Source organism: Sphingomonas pokkalii, assembly GCF_003096275.1.
Classification (GTDB): domain Bacteria; phylum Pseudomonadota; class Alphaproteobacteria; order Sphingomonadales; family Sphingomonadaceae; genus Sphingomonas; species Sphingomonas pokkalii.
This window is the reverse complement of record NZ_QENQ01000001.1, coordinates 2275227-2292064: the sequence shown is the minus strand read 5'-3', so window position 1 is coordinate 2292064 and position 16838 is coordinate 2275227. Positions and strand designations below refer to the sequence as shown.

The 16838-nt window shown below is 67.1% G+C and carries 18 protein-coding genes; 9 read left to right on the top strand and 9 right to left on the bottom strand.

What is annotated here, in order from left to right; genetic code table 11:
- The first annotated feature begins 113 nt into the window (after nt 1-113).
- Nucleotides 114-1496, top strand: coding sequence for a helix-turn-helix domain-containing protein (locus DD559_RS10335; RefSeq protein ID WP_116469102.1), 1383 nt, complete (start codon nt 114-116; stop codon nt 1494-1496).
- Between the two features lie 71 nt (nt 1497-1567).
- On the opposite strand, the gene DD559_RS10330 is transcribed toward DD559_RS10335, so the two are convergent.
- From DD559_RS10330 to DD559_RS10305, 6 genes are all read right to left on the bottom strand, one after another.
- Nucleotides 1568-2626 carry a ParA family protein gene (locus DD559_RS10330; protein ID WP_116469101.1) on the bottom strand — a complete coding sequence of 353 codons (1059 nt, stop codon included), beginning with the start codon at nt 2624-2626 and terminating at the stop codon, nt 1568-1570.
- A gap of 143 nt (nt 2627-2769) precedes the next feature.
- Nucleotides 2770-4869, bottom strand: coding sequence for a S9 family peptidase (locus DD559_RS10325; protein WP_116469100.1), 2100 nt, complete (start codon nt 4867-4869; stop codon nt 2770-2772).
- A 31-nt stretch (nt 4870-4900) separates the two neighbouring features.
- A complete protein-coding gene (locus DD559_RS10320) occupies nt 4901-5170 on the bottom strand; it encodes a hypothetical protein (RefSeq protein ID WP_133243812.1) in 270 nt (89 codons plus the stop codon).
- A gap of 61 nt (nt 5171-5231) precedes the next feature.
- Nucleotides 5232-5630 (bottom strand): globin domain-containing protein, encoded by a 399-nt coding sequence (locus DD559_RS10315; protein ID WP_116469098.1) that lies wholly within the window; start codon nt 5628-5630, stop codon nt 5232-5234.
- Nucleotides 5631-5719: 89 nt separating this feature from the next.
- A complete protein-coding gene (locus tag DD559_RS10310; RefSeq protein ID WP_116469097.1) occupies nt 5720-6346 on the bottom strand; it encodes an opacity protein in 627 nt (208 codons plus the stop codon).
- A gap of 181 nt (nt 6347-6527) precedes the next feature.
- The gene (locus tag DD559_RS10305) at nt 6528-7187 is read right to left on the bottom strand and encodes a DUF4893 domain-containing protein (protein WP_116469096.1); all 660 of its coding nucleotides are present in this window, start codon (nt 7185-7187) and stop codon (nt 6528-6530) included.
- Nucleotides 7188-7380: 193 nt separating this feature from the next.
- Between DD559_RS10305 and DD559_RS10300 the strand changes: the two genes are divergently transcribed.
- Nucleotides 7381-7914 carry a superoxide dismutase family protein gene (locus tag DD559_RS10300; RefSeq protein WP_116469095.1) on the top strand — a complete coding sequence of 178 codons (534 nt, stop codon included), beginning with the start codon at nt 7381-7383 and terminating at the stop codon, nt 7912-7914.
- A gap of 73 nt (nt 7915-7987) precedes the next feature.
- Here the strand turns inward: DD559_RS10300 and DD559_RS10295 are convergent, their stop codons facing one another.
- Nucleotides 7988-9556 (bottom strand): spinster family MFS transporter, encoded by a 1569-nt coding sequence (locus DD559_RS10295; RefSeq protein ID WP_116469094.1) that lies wholly within the window; start codon nt 9554-9556, stop codon nt 7988-7990.
- Nucleotides 9557-9636: 80 nt separating this feature from the next.
- Between DD559_RS10295 and DD559_RS10290 the strand changes: the two genes are divergently transcribed.
- From DD559_RS10290 to DD559_RS10280, 3 genes are all read left to right on the top strand, one after another.
- The gene (locus DD559_RS10290) at nt 9637-10110 is read left to right on the top strand and encodes a low molecular weight protein-tyrosine-phosphatase (protein ID WP_116470847.1); all 474 of its coding nucleotides are present in this window, start codon (nt 9637-9639) and stop codon (nt 10108-10110) included.
- A gap of 19 nt (nt 10111-10129) precedes the next feature.
- Nucleotides 10130-11257 carry a zinc-binding dehydrogenase gene (locus tag DD559_RS10285; RefSeq protein ID WP_116469093.1) on the top strand — a complete coding sequence of 376 codons (1128 nt, stop codon included), beginning with the start codon at nt 10130-10132 and terminating at the stop codon, nt 11255-11257.
- 177 nt (nt 11258-11434) lie between these two features.
- Entirely contained in the window at nt 11435-12832 is a 1398-nt protein-coding gene (locus DD559_RS10280; RefSeq protein ID WP_116469092.1) for a methyl-accepting chemotaxis protein, read from the top strand.
- A 14-nt stretch (nt 12833-12846) separates the two neighbouring features.
- Here the strand turns inward: DD559_RS10280 and DD559_RS10275 are convergent, their stop codons facing one another.
- Complete coding sequence (locus DD559_RS10275; protein ID WP_116469091.1) at nt 12847-13317, bottom strand: monooxygenase family protein; 471 nt, start codon at nt 13315-13317, stop codon at nt 12847-12849.
- Between the two features lie 59 nt (nt 13318-13376).
- Between DD559_RS10275 and DD559_RS10270 the strand changes: the two genes are divergently transcribed.
- Nucleotides 13377-13943 carry a TetR/AcrR family transcriptional regulator gene (locus DD559_RS10270; protein ID WP_116469090.1) on the top strand — a complete coding sequence of 189 codons (567 nt, stop codon included), beginning with the start codon at nt 13377-13379 and terminating at the stop codon, nt 13941-13943.
- Here the strand turns inward: DD559_RS10270 and thpR are convergent.
- Nucleotides 13925-14464: an RNA 2',3'-cyclic phosphodiesterase gene (gene thpR, locus DD559_RS10265; RefSeq protein ID WP_438270404.1), complete on the bottom strand. Its 540-nt coding sequence runs from the start codon at nt 14462-14464 to the stop codon at nt 13925-13927. The two genes, DD559_RS10270 and thpR, sit on opposite strands and share 19 nt — an antisense overlap.
- Nucleotides 14465-14623: 159 nt before the next feature.
- Between thpR and DD559_RS10260 the strand changes: the two genes are divergently transcribed.
- From DD559_RS10260 to DD559_RS10250, 3 genes are all read left to right on the top strand, one after another.
- Nucleotides 14624-15391, top strand: a complete 768-nt coding sequence (locus DD559_RS10260; RefSeq protein WP_116469089.1) for a Bax inhibitor-1/YccA family protein — start codon at nt 14624-14626, stop codon at nt 15389-15391.
- A gap of 134 nt (nt 15392-15525) precedes the next feature.
- Nucleotides 15526-15867, top strand: coding sequence for a hypothetical protein (locus tag DD559_RS10255; RefSeq protein ID WP_116469088.1), 342 nt, complete (start codon nt 15526-15528; stop codon nt 15865-15867).
- A 15-nt stretch (nt 15868-15882) separates the two neighbouring features.
- Nucleotides 15883-16833 carry a cation diffusion facilitator family transporter gene (locus DD559_RS10250; protein ID WP_116469087.1) on the top strand — a complete coding sequence of 317 codons (951 nt, stop codon included), beginning with the start codon at nt 15883-15885 and terminating at the stop codon, nt 16831-16833.
- Nucleotides 16834-16838 lie beyond the last annotated feature (5 nt).

The window sequence follows — 16838 nt, the reverse complement described above, 5'->3', positions numbered from 1 at the left end:
TATTTACAAATCGTGGCGGAACCATCAGGATGAGAACATAGCAAGAACTCATCCTGTAGGAAAGGGGCTGCCCGGTGCCCGCGCCGGGCGGATCGTGGACGGGAGACGCGACGATGGCCGAACGCAAACTCTTCGCCGGGCACGCCATCCGGCGGCTGCGCTTCCAGCTCGGCGTCACCCAGGCGGCGATGGCGGAGGCGCTGGAGATTTCGCCCAGCTATCTCAACCTGGTCGAGCGCAACCAGCGGCCGATCTCCGCCGCGCTGATGCTCAAGCTGGCCGAGACCTATGACTTCGATCCCCGCCGCCTCGCCGCGGCCGAGCCCGGCGGCGGGGCCGAGGCGCTGCGGCGGCGGCTGGCGGACCCGCTGTTCGCCGATCTCGCCATCGATCGCCACCAGCTCGAGGAATGGCTGGCCGGCGCGCCCGACGGCGCCGAGGCCTTTGCCCGCGCCTATGACCGGATGGGTGGCGGCGGCCCCATGCCCGCGCCGGGCGCTGCGCAGGATCCCGGCCCGCAGGTCCGCCGCGCGATCGAGCGCTGGCGCAACCATTTCGCCGATCTCGACGCCGCCGGCGAGGCGCTGGCCGACGAGCTGCGCATGGCCGGCGAGCCGTACGGCGCGATGGCCGAGCGGCTGCGGGTGAAACACCAGCTTGCGGTGCGCATCCTGCCCGCCGAGGTGATGGTCGATACGCTCAAGCGGCTCGACCTCCATGCGCGGCAGCTGCAGCTCTCCGAGGCGCTCGATCCCAGCGCGCGCGCCTTTGCGTTGGCCGAGCAGCTGGCGGTGGAGGCGCGCGACGAGATCGAGGCGCTGGTCCGCGGCGCCGGGCTGGACCGCGCCGCCGAACGCCCGTTCCGTCGCCATCTGACCGCCTATTTCGCCGCCGCGGTGACGATGCCCTATGCCCGCTTCCTGCGCGCGTGCGAGGCAAGCGGCTATGACCTGGAGCTGCTCCAACGGCGCTTCGGCGCGAGCGCGGCGCAGGTGGCGCACCGGCTGACGACGCTGCAGCGGGTGGGTGCGCGGGGGCTGAGCTTCTTCCTGATGCGGTTCGATCGCGCGGGGCAGGTCTCGAAACGCTATGCCGGCGCCAGCGGATCGGCGCTGGTCGAGGCGGCGGTGCCGTGCCCCTTGTGGAACGCCTATGACGCCTTTGCGCGGACCGACGAGACGGCGGTGCAGCTGGTCGAGCTGGAGGATGGCGCACGCGCCTTCACCATCGCGCGCTGCGTGCATCCGCATGGGGGTGCGCCGGGCGGCGTGCGCCCTCGCTTCGTGATCGCGCTGGGCCTGCCGGCGGCGGAGGCGGGGACGCTGGCGGCGGCGCGCGGGGTGGACCTGGCCGGCCGCGCCGCGCCGATCGGGCTGGGGTGCCGGGCGTGTACGCGCGTCGCCTGCCCGCAGCGCTCGGCGGCGCCTGCGGGGCGGGCGGCGGCGGGGAGCGAGCGGGAGCGCGGGGTTACGGCGTTTGGGTTTGCGGGGGATTGAGGTCTCGTAAAGTATAGAGCCTCAATTAACTCCCCCGCAAACCAAAGAGTGCTGAGTCGATGTGAGCGACCTTATTCGATCTTAGCTACAAAATTCTGAATATTCGGTTGCTGCCTATCTAGCTGAGACTGGTTCACACGGGAGCTTCGGCCGGCGAAGGTTTTTACCCCCGCAGTAAGCCGGCAAATAGGAATCCCAAGAGCTCCCGAAACCACGGATGCAGTATTGGCGTCGTTCACTTGTTCCTCGAACATTATTCGGAAGGTTGTTCGATTAATAGGTGCCGGGGCGCCATTCGGATGTATAGCGAATAGTCCAGGATTTGCCTGGTATACGCGGAATACCTCATTGAAAATTTCTAGAACGACATTTTTGAATGCGCTCGCTGAACTATTATTCATCTGAGTCAGGCGATTGCCTACATATGAGTATATTTGAGGCAATGCCATCCGGAACTGTTGAGTGTTACGAAAGAACTGGGACTGCGGCTGTCCTGGCCGACGTTGAATGCCATACACAAGTGAAAGGAGCGACTTCACAGCCCGCTTTGAGGATCCATCTGCGGAGAATGGAATTATAAGTCGATCTGCAGCCGAAATAGCCAGCTCAGTATAAACCGTGAAGCTCGGATTGCAGTCAATGAATACCGTTATATTCTGCTGGTTCCACGAGGCTCTCACATCGTCAATTAGATTCCTAATCCACGTGTGCACGATCTGCCAAGCGTTGTTAGGACCGGCGGAGCAGGCAAGCTGAATTCTTGATGCTTGCATTTCCAGTTCTTCATCTCCGCAAACGAGATAAAGATTGTCAGGTACCATATTGTTAAGCGGGTGGGCGTGCGTAACGAAGTTCGCGCCGGAGTGAGTGTCGACGTACGGACTCACAATTCGGTCGTTCACGTACCCCGAGATCGTCTTCGGCGGATTTTGGCTGGAGAGCTCCTCAATGCGATTTTCCCCTTCGACGATACCCCCGAGGATCATGCTCGAGGAGTTCGCTTGGGGGCACAGGTCGATGACTAGAACGCGCTGGTCCCGATGTGTGCGGGCATATTCGGAAGCAATCTGGAACGTGAGGTAACTTTTACCGACGCCCCCCTTGTTGTTCCAAATTGCATATACCGCCATCGTCGTTCTCCGTCCTCGTTTGCCCCCCGTTGCCAGAAAACCTCGTGCTACGGGTAGTATTTTTGTGGAGCCGCAACGATGCCGCTCCATGGTGGGCCGCCAGTTTGCGTGTGAGGCTGGCGGCCAGTTTCCCCGGGGGGCTCCTACCCCTCCACCCCCAACTGCCAAAGCACGAACGCCATCTCGTCGGCATATTCCCGCAAGCTCTCCCACCGCCCGGACTTACCGCCATGGCCGGCGCCCATATTGGTTTTGAGCAGCAGGATGTTGTCGTCGGTCTTGGTCGCGCGCAGGCGGGCGGCCCATTTGGCGGGCTCCCAATAGGTCACGCGCGGGTCGTTGAGGCCGCCCGAGATCAGCATCGGCGGATAGGCTTGTGCCCGCACATTGTCGTACGGGCTGTAGCTGCGGATCAGCTCGAACGCCGCCTTGTCCTCGATCGGGTTGCCCCATTCGGGCCACTCGCCGGGGGTGAGCGGCAGGCTCTCGTCGAGCATCGTGTTGAGCACGTCGACGAACGGCACGTCGGCGATCACCGCGCCCCACAGCTCGGGATCGGAATTGACCACCGCGCCCATCAGCTCGCCGCCCGCCGACCGGCCGGCGATGGCGATCCGGCCCGGCGCGGTATAGCCGAGCGCGATCAGCCCCTTCGCCACGTCGACGAAATCGTGGAACGTGTTGGTGCGCTTCTCCAGCTTGCCCGCGTGATACCAGTGCTGGCCGAGATCGTCGCCGCCGCGGATATGGGCGATGGCGAAGGCCATGCCGCGATCGAGGAACGACATGCGGCTGGTCGAGAAGCCCGGCGGGATGGCGTGGCCATAGGCGCCATAGGCATAGAGATAGAGCTTGCCGGTGCCGTCGCGCGGGAAGTCCTTCGGGTAGACGATCGAGACGGGGACGGCGGTGCCGTCGCGCGCGGTGATGGTCAGGCGCTCGGTGCGGTACTTGGCTTTGTCATAGCCGCTGGGGATTTCCTGGACCTTGAGCGTCTCCAGCGTGCCGGTGGCGATGTCGTAATCCTGGACGGTGCCGGGGGTGACCATCGATTCATAGCCGAGCCGCAGCTTGTTGACGGCATATTCGGGGTTGTCGCCCAGGCCCGCGACATAGCTCGCCTCGGGGAAGCTGAGGCGCGTCGGGGGGACATTCGCGTCGTAGCGGTGCAGCTCGATCTGATCGAGCCCGTCCTCGCGGCCCTCGACCACGAAGAAATCGGCGAAGCAGGCGACCCCGGTCATGTAGAAATGGCGCGAGGGGGCGATGCGTTCGGTCCATTCGCCGGGCGCCGTGATCGGGGCGGTGACGAGGCGCCAGTTGGTGTCCACGTCGTTGGTGTGGATGAACAGCGTGTCGCCGTGCGTGTCGACATCATATTCGCGGCCGGTCTTGCGCGGGGCGACGAGGATCGCCTCGGCCAGCGGATCGTGCGCGGGGAGGAGGCGGATCTCGCTGGTTTCATGGTCGCTGGTGGTGAGCAGGATCCACTTGCGGTCGCTGCTCGTCTCGACGCCGACCGAGAAGCCGAGCTCCTCCTCGTGATAGACCACCACGTCCTCCGCCGGATCGGTGCCGAGGCGGTGGAGCTTGATCGTGCGGGTGCGCCAATGCTCGTCGGTGAGGCCGTAGAGCAGCGCGTCGCCGCCGGACGTGAAGACGAGATTGCCGATCGAGCCTTCGATCGCGACATTGCCCCAGCAGCCGGCCGCGCCGGGGATGGGCTCGTCCTTGGCGGTGCCGGTGCGCAGGTCCTTGAAGCGGATGGTGTAGCGTTCGGAGCCGTTGTCGTCGGTCGAATAGGCCATCAGCGTGCCGTCCTCGCTGATGCTGACCGCGCCGACGCGGAAATATTCCTTGCCCGCGGCGAGCGCGGGTTCGTCGAGGATCAGCTCGTCGGGGCCGCCGGCGACCGGCTTGCGCCACCAGCGCGGATATTCGCCGCCGGTTTCGTAATCGGTCCAGTAGAGCCAGTCGCCGTCCTTCTGGGGGACGGTGGATTCGTCTTCCTTGATGCGGCCGCGCATCTCCTGGAACAGCGTTTCGGCGAGCGGCTTGTGGGGCGCCATCACCGCGTCGAAATAGGCGTTCTCCTGCTCCAGATAGGCGAGCACGTCCTTGTCCTGCACGTCGGGATAGCCGGGGTCGCGCAGCCAGGCCCAGGGATCTTCGATGGTGATGCCGTGATGGGTGATGCTGTGCGGCCGGGTGGCGGCGACGGGGGGCTTGGGAAATTCGCTCATCGCGCCGTTGTAGGAAGCCGCGGGCGTTTCGTCATCCCTTGCGCAGCGGATGCACGACCAGCCGGGTGGGGCGGTGGCACATGTGGCAGAAGGCGAAATCGAACAACGTCGTCAGCTGCCAGCGCTGTTCGGTGGTGCTCCATTCGGCCCAGGCGTCGCGCGTCATCCCCGGCGCGCCGCAATGTTCGCAGACATAGTCGATAGGCGGCGTCGCATCGGCCGCCGCCCCGAGCGGGGCGGTGCGTGGGGAGGACAGGGCGACCTGCGAGGCGCCGGCGGGCGGGGCGGGTTTGCGTGGCACAGCGCGCGGCATAGCCGATTCCCACTCCGTTCCGGCGCGAGATTGCTCCAGATTGGATGTATCAGGCGGCGCGGGCCTGCGCGGCCATGGCGCGGCACATGCGATCGAGCGCATCGGCGACCAGCCGCGCGGTCTCCGGCTCCAGGCCCGGATCGGCGGCGATCGCGCGATCCATGGCGTGCGCCCATTGCGCCGCGGTTTCGGACGTGACCGGCAGGGCACGATGGAACGACATGATGCACGCGCCGGGCCGCCGGGTAAACCAGTCGCGCGGGCCGCCGCTCCAGGCGATCAGGAACTGCGCGAGCGCGTGGCGGACGGGGCCGAAATCTTCGCCATGCATCGCCTTCAGCGCGGCATAGGCGGGATCGGATTCGACCAGATCGTAGAAGCGATCGACGATCGCGCGCACCGCTTCGGCACCGCCGAGGCGATCATAGGGGGTGGAAGAAAGCACCATGCCGCCCCTGCTAGCGGCAGCGGCGGCATGGCACGTTGATCCAGGTCAACCGGGGCGGGGGGCGCTGCCGCCCGCCCCGGCGCAGGGCATCAGAAGTGGGCGATCACACCCGCCATCGGGCGGAAGCTCTTCGCGTCGTTGAACGTGTTCATCTCCAGGCGGAGGCGGACGCCGCTGTTGCCGGTGATGCCGCCCAGGCCGATATCCTTGGGGCCGACTTCGACGCCGAGGCCATAGGTCATCGCGTGGTAATCGCGCGTGGCGTTCGGCACCTTATCGAAATTGACCCACTGATAGCCGACCTTGCCGTAGATCAGGCCGCTTTCGCCCGCACGGACGCCGAAGCGGCCGGCCGCGCCATATTCCCAATCGATGTCGCCGCTGACTCCCTTGGCGACATTGCCCTCGGCGCCGACGAACACGGGCCCCAGCGGCACGTTCACGCCCGCCACCGCCTGCACCAGCGCGCCATCGAGGCGATAGCCGTTGGGCTGGACCGGAATGCCGGCATTTTCCTGGCGATCGAAGCGTTCCCAGCCGCCGAGCACACCAACATAGGGTTCGATGCCGAACGCGCGGGTACCGTCCGGTGCCGTGGGCGTGCCGCTATCGGTCTGGGCAGCGGCGGTGGCGGCGGTGCCGCTGTCCTGCGCGAAGGCGGGGACGGCAAAGGGCAGCGCGGCGCTGAGCGCCGCGACGGCGATGATGTTACGCATTGGGATGAACCTCGTACGCTATTAAACCGAACATCCTCTCGCCTGGCCGAGCGTCGGCGGCGGGCGGGGATGCTGGGTCTAATGCCGGGGCGGCGGCGAAGGTTGCGTCGCGGCAAACCTTTTCACGGCACCTGTTGCACCGCGGCAACGGTTCCTGTCGCTGCCATGAACGGGCGGGCGATCAGCCCTTGGGCTGTCCCTCGGCGGGGACGGGGGTGAGTTCGTACAGGTCGATCGTGCCGGGGCGCTCGCCCGGAACCGCGAGCCGCCAGCGGAACGGACCGAAGCGTTCGACCAGCCCGACCACGTCGCGCGGGCCGGCGCCGCCATAGCCGATGTCGTTGGCCCCCGCCTTGCGCTGGCGCGCGCCGAGGAACACCGCGCGCTTGCCATCGGGGAAGACATAGCCGGCGACGATGTCCGTCCCCGTCTGCTTGGCGAGGCCGAGCGGCGCGTCTTCGTCGGCCGCGTCGGCGGCGGAGATGAAGCAGAAGCCGTTGGGGGTCGGCTGGACCTGCGCGCCGCCCCTGGGCGCCGGACGGAGCCGCAGCGTGCGGCAGCGATAGGAGCCGGGCGGCAGTGCCGGGTGCGGCTGCCCCGCTGCCGGATCGAGCACCGCACCGGTCTTCACCCGGATCGGCGCGCGCAGCCCGGTATACAGCCGCTGCCATTCGCCCGGCAGCGCTTCGAGGCGCGGGAGATCGGCCTCGGCGATACGGGTGCGCCAAAGCGGCGGCGGCGGCGCCGGCTCCACTGCCGCGATCGCATGGACCGCGGTTGTGCCCGGCTGACATGCGGCGAGCGCAGGCAAGGCAAGCAGCGTACTGGCAAGCCGGTACATGATTGATTTCCCCTGATGAAGTCGCCGCGTCCGTTCGACGCTCTACGGGTTTCGACGGTCGCCCAAGACTATTAACGAAAAGTAAATGCTGCGGCAAACCGAAACCAGGCCACGGCAAACGCGCCGCGCCCCCTTGGAACGCAGCGACGAAGCGCCCATTACGGGAACCATGGCACAGGCGGGAGTAGTTCGCATGAAGGGACGGGTTCTGGTCGTGGGGGGGCTGGTGGCGATGGCGTTATCCGGTTGCGTGACCAAGGCGCAGAATGCGCGCTACATGGCGGGCCATTATCGCGCCCAGGCCGAGCTGCACGATGCGGCGGGCAAGACCATCGGCACGGCGGTTGCCGAGGAAATCGACGGATCGATTCGCGTGCTGGTGGATGTTCGCGGCCTGACGCCGGGATCGCATGGCGTGCATGTCCACACCATCGGCAAATGCACGGCGCCCGACTTCGCCAGCGCGGGCGGGCATTGGAACCCCACCGGGAAGCAACACGGCAAGGACAATCCGATGGGGCCGCATGGCGGCGACCTGCCGAACCTGAAGGTCGACGAGAAGGGCGACGGCCATGGCCGCTTCATGCTGGAAGGCGGCAGCTTCGCCGCGCTGATGGATGCGGACGGCGCCGCGCTGGTCGTCCATGCGGGCGAGGACGACTATAAGACCGATCCTGCCGGCAACAGCGGCGGTCGGATCGCCTGCGGCGTGTTCCAGACCGTCTGACGCCGGCGGAAGCCGATCGGATCGGCCCGTTCTTGAGCCTTCGGGCGGGGAGGGGCGATTCCCATTTCTGCGGCTATAGCGCCTCGCCGGCGGCGCGGGCGCGGCGCAGCTTCGACGATTCCGCCGCCGGCAGCAGCCGATAGGCCGCGACGATCGCGCCGAGCGCAAGGGGCACGCTGGCGAACAACGACAGCACGCCGGTGCCGAGATCGCCGGTAAGCGTGGAGATACGGCCGGCGAGATACGGCCCGAGCGCCAGCCCGATCAGCGTGGTGCCGATGAAGAAGGCGGCGGTGGCGGTGCCGCGCATCCGCGGCAGCACCAGATCCTGCGTCGTCGCGGCGGCGGCGCCCAGCGCGCCGCAGATCAGGAACTGCGCGATCGGCAGCATCGTATAGGCCATGGCCGGCGTGCGCGCGGTGAAGGCGAGCGCCATCGGCAGCAGCGGCGCGAGGCAGCCGAACAAGATGACATGGAGCCGCCCCACCGGACTATGCGCGCGCAGATGATCGGCGACGCGCCCGGCGAGCGTGACGCCGAGAAAGCCGGCCAACGCCGCCGGCGCACCGATCCAGAAGCCGACTTCGCCCAATTGTTCGGGCGGGATGGCGAAGCTGCGCCGGACGAAACTGGGGGCGAAGGCCGCCATCGCATATGCGAGGAAGGTGTTGAGGCCATAGGCCAGCACCACGCACAGAAAGGCCGGCGTGCCGAGGATCAGGGCATAGGTGGGCGGATCGCGCCGCTTGAGCGCCACCGCCCAGCTATAGACCGCATAGACGCCGATGCCGATCGCGATCCATTGCGCCGGCGGCTCGCCCAGGGCGACCAGCAGCGCCACCATGCCGGCGACCAGCGCGAGCACCGCCAGGTTGCGGGCGAGCACGCCGAAGCCCAGCCGCGCCGCGCCGATCAGCGTGAAGGGCGGGACGATGGTGACCAGTTCTTCGAAGAACGCGCGGAACGGCGCCGGATGGGCGGGCGTCTCGATCCCTTCGGAAAGGCCGCGGGGCGGCTCGCGCAGCGTGAACGTCCAGGCGGCGACGAGCAGACCGGGCAGGCCCACCGCGAGAAACGCCGCCTGCCACCCGACCAGGCCGAGCGGTCCGCCGGCAGGATAGGCCAGGTTCCAGCGCTGGACGATCGTGGCGCCGATCAGCAGCGAACAGCCGCCGCCCAGATAGATGCCCGACGAATAGAGCACGAGCGCGGTGGCGCGCAGCCGGCGGGGAAACCAATCGGAGATGAGCGAATAGGCGGCAGGGCCGGCGCTGGCTTCGCCCACGCCCACGCCGATCCGCGCCAGCGCCAGCGCCGTCCCGTTGCGGGCGAAGCCGGACAGTGCCGTCATGCTCGACCACAGCGCCAGCCCTGCCGTCATCAGGCGTACCCGGTGCCAATTGTCTGCCAGCCGGCCGAGCGGAATGCCGAACAGCGCATAGAAGACGCCGAAGGCGGTGCCATAGAGAAAGCCGATATCCTGATCGTTCAGCTTCAGGTCGCGCTTGATGTCGTCCGCCAGGATCGCGACGATCTGGCGATCGACGAAATTGAGAATATAGACGAGCAGCAGCAGCGACAGCACGTACCAGGCATAGGGGCGCGCACTGCCCGAATCGGGTGCGGGGGAATTGCTCGCCATATCCTCTCCTCCGGCGCGTTCGCGCCATTGCCCGGAACGCTAGCAGAGCGTACCCATTTTACGAAAGGATGATTTTCCCGATGCACAAACCGGCATTCCTGTTCGTCTGTCTGGGCAATATCTGTCGCTCGCCGCTGGCCGAGGCGGCGTTCCGGGCAGCCGCCGAGGCGGCGGGCGTGGACGCGATCGCCGATTCCGCCGGCACCGGCGACTGGCATGTCGGCAGCCGGCCGGACCGGCGATCGATCGCGGTGGCGGCGAAGCACGGCATCGATATCGCCGGCCAGCGCGCGCGGCAGGTGGCGCGCGCCGATTTCGAGCGGTTCGACCATATCCTCGCACTCGATCCGCAGAATCTGGCCGATCTGCGCCGGATCGCGCCGGCCGGTGGCGGCCGCGCGCGGCTGCGGCTGTTGCTGGACGTGGTGCCCGGCTGGGAGGGGCAGGGCGTGGACGATCCCTATTATGGCGGCCCCGACGGATTCGATCGCACCTGGGACGAAGTGCGCACCGCGGCGGACATGCTGGTACGCGCGCTCGTTGAACATTGCTGAAGCTTGAAGGAGAGATGGAATGGCATTCACCGGACGCGAACTACGCTCGACCCTGAACGAAGACGGCACACTGCGCCTGTCGCTGGAGCAGGTGACGCATGGCGATCCTGCCCCGGACGCCGTGGTGGTGCAGGTGGAGGCGGCGCCGATCAATCCGAGCGACCTGGGGCTGTTGCTGGGGCCGGCGCAGATCGACACGCTGCGCGAGGAAGGCACCGCGGACGCCCCGGTGCTGGTGTTCGACGTGCCGCAGGGCCGGCTGGCGAGCATGAAGGCGCGGCTGGGCCAGTCGCTGCCGGTGGGCAATGAAGGCGCCGGCACGGTGGTCGCCGCCGGATCGGAGGCGCAGGGGCTGCTCGGCAAGCGCGTCGGCATGGCGGGAGGGGCGATGTTCGCCGATTATCGCACGCTGAAGGCGCGCGAGGTGGTGCCGCTGCCCGAAGGCGCGAGCGCGGCGGACGGTGCGGCGCTGTTCGTCAATCCGATGACCGCGCTGGGCTTTGTCGAGACGGCGCGGCGTGAGGGGCACAAGGCGATCGTGCACACCGCCGCCGCCTCCAATCTGGGGCAGATGTTGCAGAAGCTCTGCCGGGCGGACGGCATCCCCTTGGTGAACATCGTGCGATCCGAGGAACAGGCCGCGATCCTGCGCGGCATCGGCGCGACGCATGTGCTCAACAGCAAGGACGAGGACTTCCGCGCCAGGCTGGTCGATGCGGTGGCGGAGACCGGGGCGACCATCGCCTTCGACGCGATCGGTGGGGGCGCGCTGGGCAGCGATATCCTGCAGGCGATGGAAGCCGCCGCGGTGCGGGCGATGACGGACTATAGCCGCTATGGCTCCGACCAGTTCAAGCAGCTTTATATCTATGGCGCGCTGGATCTGGCGCCGACCACGCTGAACCGGCTGGCCTTCGGCTTCCAGTGGAGCGTTTCGGGCTGGCTATTGATGCCGTTCCTGCAACGCGCCGGCGGCGAAGTGGTGGGCGCGATGCGCCGCCGCGTGCTGGGCGAACTGACCACCACCTTCGCCAGCCGCTACACGCGCGCGATCGGTCTGGCGGAGGCGCTGAACCCCGAGGTGCTGCGCGCCTATGAGCGCAAGGCGACCGGCGAGAAGTTCCTGATCGAACCCGGCAAAGGATGATCGGGTTACGGGAAAATACGTAAGACCTTATGATCGAAAAGACATATTGTTTCCGGTTGATGGCAATTTGGACCTTTCAAGTCGAAACACGCCTACAATGCGGTTCAGAGGCGCACGCTCGCAGGGCTTCTCTGCGAGCGCAGCGCGCCCACCGGTCCGCAGATCAAGGAAGCGCAAATGTTGCATTGGTTCGAAGTGAAAGCACCCATTCGGGAGAAGTTGAAGTTTTCCTTCAACGCAATGCTCGGTGTGATGCTGCTTCTGACGGTGATGAACGCGCTTTTGCCCACCTATGTCGGGCTTGGGCTCAGCCTGGGGGTGATCGGCGGCGCCTTCGCCGTCACCCGCAGGTTCAGCCGGGCGATTGCCGATCCCTATGTCGCCACCGTTCTTCGGATGGAAGGGCTTGCCGCCGGCGATCTGACCTCGCCGATCGCGCATACCGATTATGAGGATTGCGTGGGCCGCATCTCGCGCGGGATGCTGATCTTCCGCGACGCCGCCGTGGCGCAGAAGGAAGCCGCGGAGCAGCAGGCCGACGTGGTGCGGGTGCTGGGTGCGTCGCTCCAGCGGCTGGCCGCGGGCGACCTGACCGCCGATGTGACCGTCGACTTCCCCGGCGCCAACGCGCAGCTCAAGACCAATTTCAACGAAGCGCTGGCCTCGCTGCGCGATCTGGTCCGTTCCGTGCGGATCTCGGCCGAGACGATCAGCAACGGTGCGTCGGAAATCGCCAGCGCCTCCGAAGACCTGTCGCGCCGGACCGAAGGCGCCGCTGCCAGCCTGGAAGAGACGGTCGCCTCGATCAGCGAGATGGATCAGCGGCTGCGCGGCACGGCAACCGCTTCCACCCAGACGGTGGCGCGGGCTGACGGCGCGATCGGATCGGTCGAAGCCGGCCGCAGCGTGGCGGATCAGGCGGTTTCGGCGATGAGCCGCGTTTCGGAAAGCGCCAAGGGCATCGACGACGTGATCGAGGGCCTCGACAAGATCGCCTTCCAGACGCGGGTGCTCGCGATGAACGCCGCGGTCGAGGCCGGCCGTGCCGGCGAAGCGGGCCGCGGCTTCGCGGTGGTCGCCGATCTCGTCTCGGCGCTCGCGATGCGTGCCGAGGAGGAAGCCGGCCGCGCCCGCGAGCAGCTGACCGCCACCCAGACCGACGTGACCGCCGCGGTGGGCATGGTGCAGCGCGTCGACGACGCCTTTGCGGCGATCGCCAACGACGTCCGCGAGGTGCACGATCTGCTCGGCAGCATGGCGACCGCGAACCAGGCCCAGGCCTCTTCGATCGGCGAGATCACCACGGCGATGAACGTGATGGACCAGGCGACGCAGCAGAATGCCGCGATGGTGGAGGAAACTTCGGCCGCCGCGCGCAACCTGAGCGGCGAGGTCGAGGCGCTGAAGGTGCAGGCCATGGCCTTCACCGTCGATGGCGGCGATGGCAATGCACGGATGAACCTGCCGCTCAAGCGCCCGGCGATCGCGCGCACCACCGTGGCGCCGAAGGCGCGCGCCGCCGCTGCCGCCGCCCCGGCAATGGCCGGCGGAGAGGGCGACTGGGCGTCGTTCTGACGGCGCCCAGGGCCTTACCCTTCTACCCCGGCATGGGCCTGCATCCGCTGCCGCGACGATAACAAGGTGCCCACCGGCCGCGCCCGCGGCGCGAACATGCCGAGGCCCAGGCGCTGGCCGGGCAGATTGACATACACCGCCTCGATCCCCCGTGCGCCATAGGCTTCGTGCCAGAAGCCGGCGCCGTGGGGATCCTTGAGGAAATCCTGCCACCAGACGCTGTGCGGTGCGCTGCGCGTGAACGCCTCCAGGCTGGGCAGATCGCGCCAATATTGGCGGAAGCCGACATGGTTCCACCCGAACAGCATCCCGTCTTCGGCCAGCAATCCCTCGGGCGGGTTCTTGCGGATCGCGGCAAGGCCGCGGCCGATCCGCAGCATCGCGGGAAGCGCGCGCAGGCGGCGCAGCTTGAACCCGAGGATGACGACGATCAGATCGGGATAGGCGGCGAGATCGACCGTCTCGCGGAGCGCGGTGGCTTGCATGGCAGGCTTCCTTGTTTACAACGTACACCATCGATAGCGAAGTTTACGGTGTAAACAAGATGGAAAATGGTGCCGCCGAGGGCGGATTGCGCCAGCGCCTGGTGGCGGCGGCGATCGCGCTGCTCGACCAGGGCGGCGGCGACGGGGTGACCTTGCGGGCGCTGGCCAAGGCGACCGGCGTTTCCGCCATGGCGCCCTATCGCCATTTCGCGGACAAGGCGGCGCTGCTCGGCGCGGTCGCGGAAGCCGGTTTTGCGATGCTGGCCGAGGCGCTGGCCCGGGCGGATGCGGCCGACAGCCCCCGCGCCGCACTGGTGGCGCAGGGCGTCGCCTATTTCCATTTCGCCCAGGCGCGGCCGGCGCTGTTCCGCCTGATGTTCCGGGGCGAGCCGGGGTGCGAGATGCCGCCGGGGCGTTATGGCGAGGCGTTCGAGATCCTTTCCCGGCGCGTCGCATCGCTGGCGTGCCGCGATCCCGCAACCGCGACGATGGCCGCCTGGGGCACGGTGCACGGGCTGGCGACGCTGGCGCTGGACGGCAAGCTGCCCGCCGCCGATGCGCCGATCGCGGCGGCGCTGGCGCTGCTGGCGGATGGAATCGCCGGCGATCAGGGGCGGAGCGGGTAGCGCTCGATCGCTGCGTAGCGCGCGCCCTCCCGGCCGAGATGGCTTTCGAACAGCAGAAAGGCATCGACGCGGAAGGGCGGGCTGGTCAGCCCGGCATGGTCCTGCAGGAAGCGGGCATTGGTGCCGGCCGGCACATTCATCCGGGCGAGGGTGATGTGCGGGCGATAGGCGCGCCGTTCGGGTTCGAGGCCGAGGCGGACCAGTGCCTGATCGATCTTCTGGTGGAGCTGCGTGACCTGATCCTGCGGGCGAAGACCCGCCCAGAGCGCATTGGGGCGGCCGCGCGAATCGAATTCGCCGACCCCGTCGACCGCCAGCTCGAACGGGGCGAAGCGCAGCGATCCGAGCGCGACCGCAATGTCTTCGGCGCGGGGGCGTTCCACCTCGCCGATATAGCGCAAGGTGCAGTGCAGCTGCTCGTCATCCTGCCAGCGCGCGCTCGCGACGCCCCCGGCCAGCGCCTGCAATTGCGCGCGAATCGCTGGGGGAGGACGGAAGCCGACGAACAGGCGATGCATCATTCTGGTCCTGAAAGCGCGGATATTGGGTGCAACGCGGGCCGCGCGTCGAGTCGGCTGCGTGTTTCGAAACATTGCTATGCCCGGTTTCGCTTGAAAAGGGCGCAGGGCGGGCCGATATTCGCGCTATCCGGCAACGCGCCGGGCAAAGGAGTTTTTCGAATGGCTAACTGGTCTGATCCCCGCACGAGCGAGTCGCCCTTCGCGACCGCAAGTGCACGCGCCGCGGCGCATGACGCGGGGCTCCGGTCGTACATGCTGTCGGTCTACAACTACATGCTCTCGGGCGTGCTGCTGACCGGTATCGTCGCGCTGGCGTTCGGCAAGGTCGGTGCGCTGCAGGCGATGCTGTTCCAGGTGGTGGAAACCGCCCGTGGCCTGTCGCTGCAGCCGACGCTGCTCGGCTGGGTGGTGATGATCTCGCCGCTGGCGATCGTGTTCGCGATGAGCTTCGGCCAGAACCGCATGTCCGAAGGCACGCTGAAGGCGCTGTTCTTCGCCTATGCCGGCCTGCTGGGTGCGTCGATCTCGACGATCTTCGTCTCCTACACCGACATGTCGATCGCGCAGGTGTTCTTCGGCACCGCCGCCGGCTTCGCCGCGCTGAGCGTCTATGGCTATACGACCAAGAAGGATCTGTCGGGCTTCGGCACCTTCCTGATCATCGGCCTGGTCGGCCTGATCGTGGCGTCGATCGTCAACATCTTCCTGCAGTCGGGCACGATGAGCCTGGTGATCAGTGCGATCGGCGTGCTGATCTTCGCCGGCCTGACCGCCTATGACACGCAGAAGATCAAGAGCATCTACACCTATGTCGCGGGTACCCGCGAAGAGGGCAAGGTCGCGATCATGGGGGCGCTGAACCTCTATCTCGACTTCATCAACATGTTCCTCTTCCTGCTGCGTCTGTTCGGCAGTTCGCGCGACTGATCCTCGCGTCAGGGAAATGCAGAAAGGCCCGGTGGAGCGATCCACCGGGCCTTTTCTTTTCAACTGCTTGGCGCCCGCGGGAACGCGGGCACTGCACTGTCCGTTGGAAGGCGAGAAGCCCAGGAGAGTGCACGATGACCACCAACCCGCTCGACCCGGCGATGGACCGGATGTCGGTCGCCCCCGATCCCAAGGCGGAGGACAACGCCAGGGGCGCCTCCCATTCCTCCGATGCCGGCACGGATGTTTCGATCGAGGAGCGGCTGGCCCGCGATCCGCAGAGCCGCGACGCCCGACTGGACCGGGCCCTGGACGAATCGATGGATGCGTCCGATCCGCCGGCATCGACCCAGCCGATCCACAACAACCAGCCACCGGAAAGCTCGGGCTATGATGCCGATGCGGAAGCACGGCGGAAGGACGCAAAGGCGCCGGGGCTGATCGGCAAGGCGCTGTCGAAACTCGGCCTCGACTGACACCACGCTGCAGGGATGGCGCCCCATGCCCCCGCGTCCGGCTGGCGCACGAACCTTGTCCTGTACGCGGCATTGGCCGCCAATCTCGGAATCGCCGTCGCGAAGTTCATCGCGGCGGCGATCACCGCGTCTTCCTCGATGCTCACCGAAGGCGTGCACAGCCTGGTCGACAGCTTCAACCAGATCCTGCTGCTGTACGGCCAGCACCGGGCGCGGCGCCCGGCGGATGCCGAGCATCCCTTCGGCTATGGCCGCGAACTCTATTTCTGGGCGTTCGTCGTCGCGATCCTGATCTTCGGGCTGGGGGCGGGCGTATCGGTATATGAAGGCTGGCGACACATGGTGGCGCCGGAGCCGCTCCGCGATCCGCTGGTCAATTATGTGGTGCTGGCCGTTGCTGCCGCCATGGAGGGCACGAGCTGGGCCATTGCGGTGCGTGCATTCGCCCGCAGCAAGGGCGAATGCGGCTGGTGGCAGGCAGTGCATGATTCCAAGGACCCTGCCGGTTTCATCGTGCTGTTCGAGGATTCGGCGGCGCTGGCCGGGCTGATCGTCGCCGCGATCGGCATCTGGGCGAGCCATGCCTGGGGCGATTCCCGGATCGACGGAGCCGCCTCGATCGTGATCGGCCTGATTCTGGCGGCGGTGGCCGTGCTCCTGGCGCGCGAGGCGAAAGGGTTGCTGATCGGCGAGCGGGCCGATCCCGCGCTGATCCGGCAGGTGCGCGCGATGATGGAAGCCGAACCGCGCATCACCTTCGTCAACCATGTCCGCACGATCCACACCGCGCCCGATCGCGTATTCGTGGCGATCAGCGCGGACTTCGACGACACGCTGGCGATGGGCGATGCCGAAACGCTGATCGAGCAACTGGAAGCGCGGCTGAAGGCGGCCCTGCCGCAGCTGAGCTCGATCTATATCCGACCGGAGAAGCGCGAGGATGCCGAAGCGACCTTGCCGGCCTGACCGGG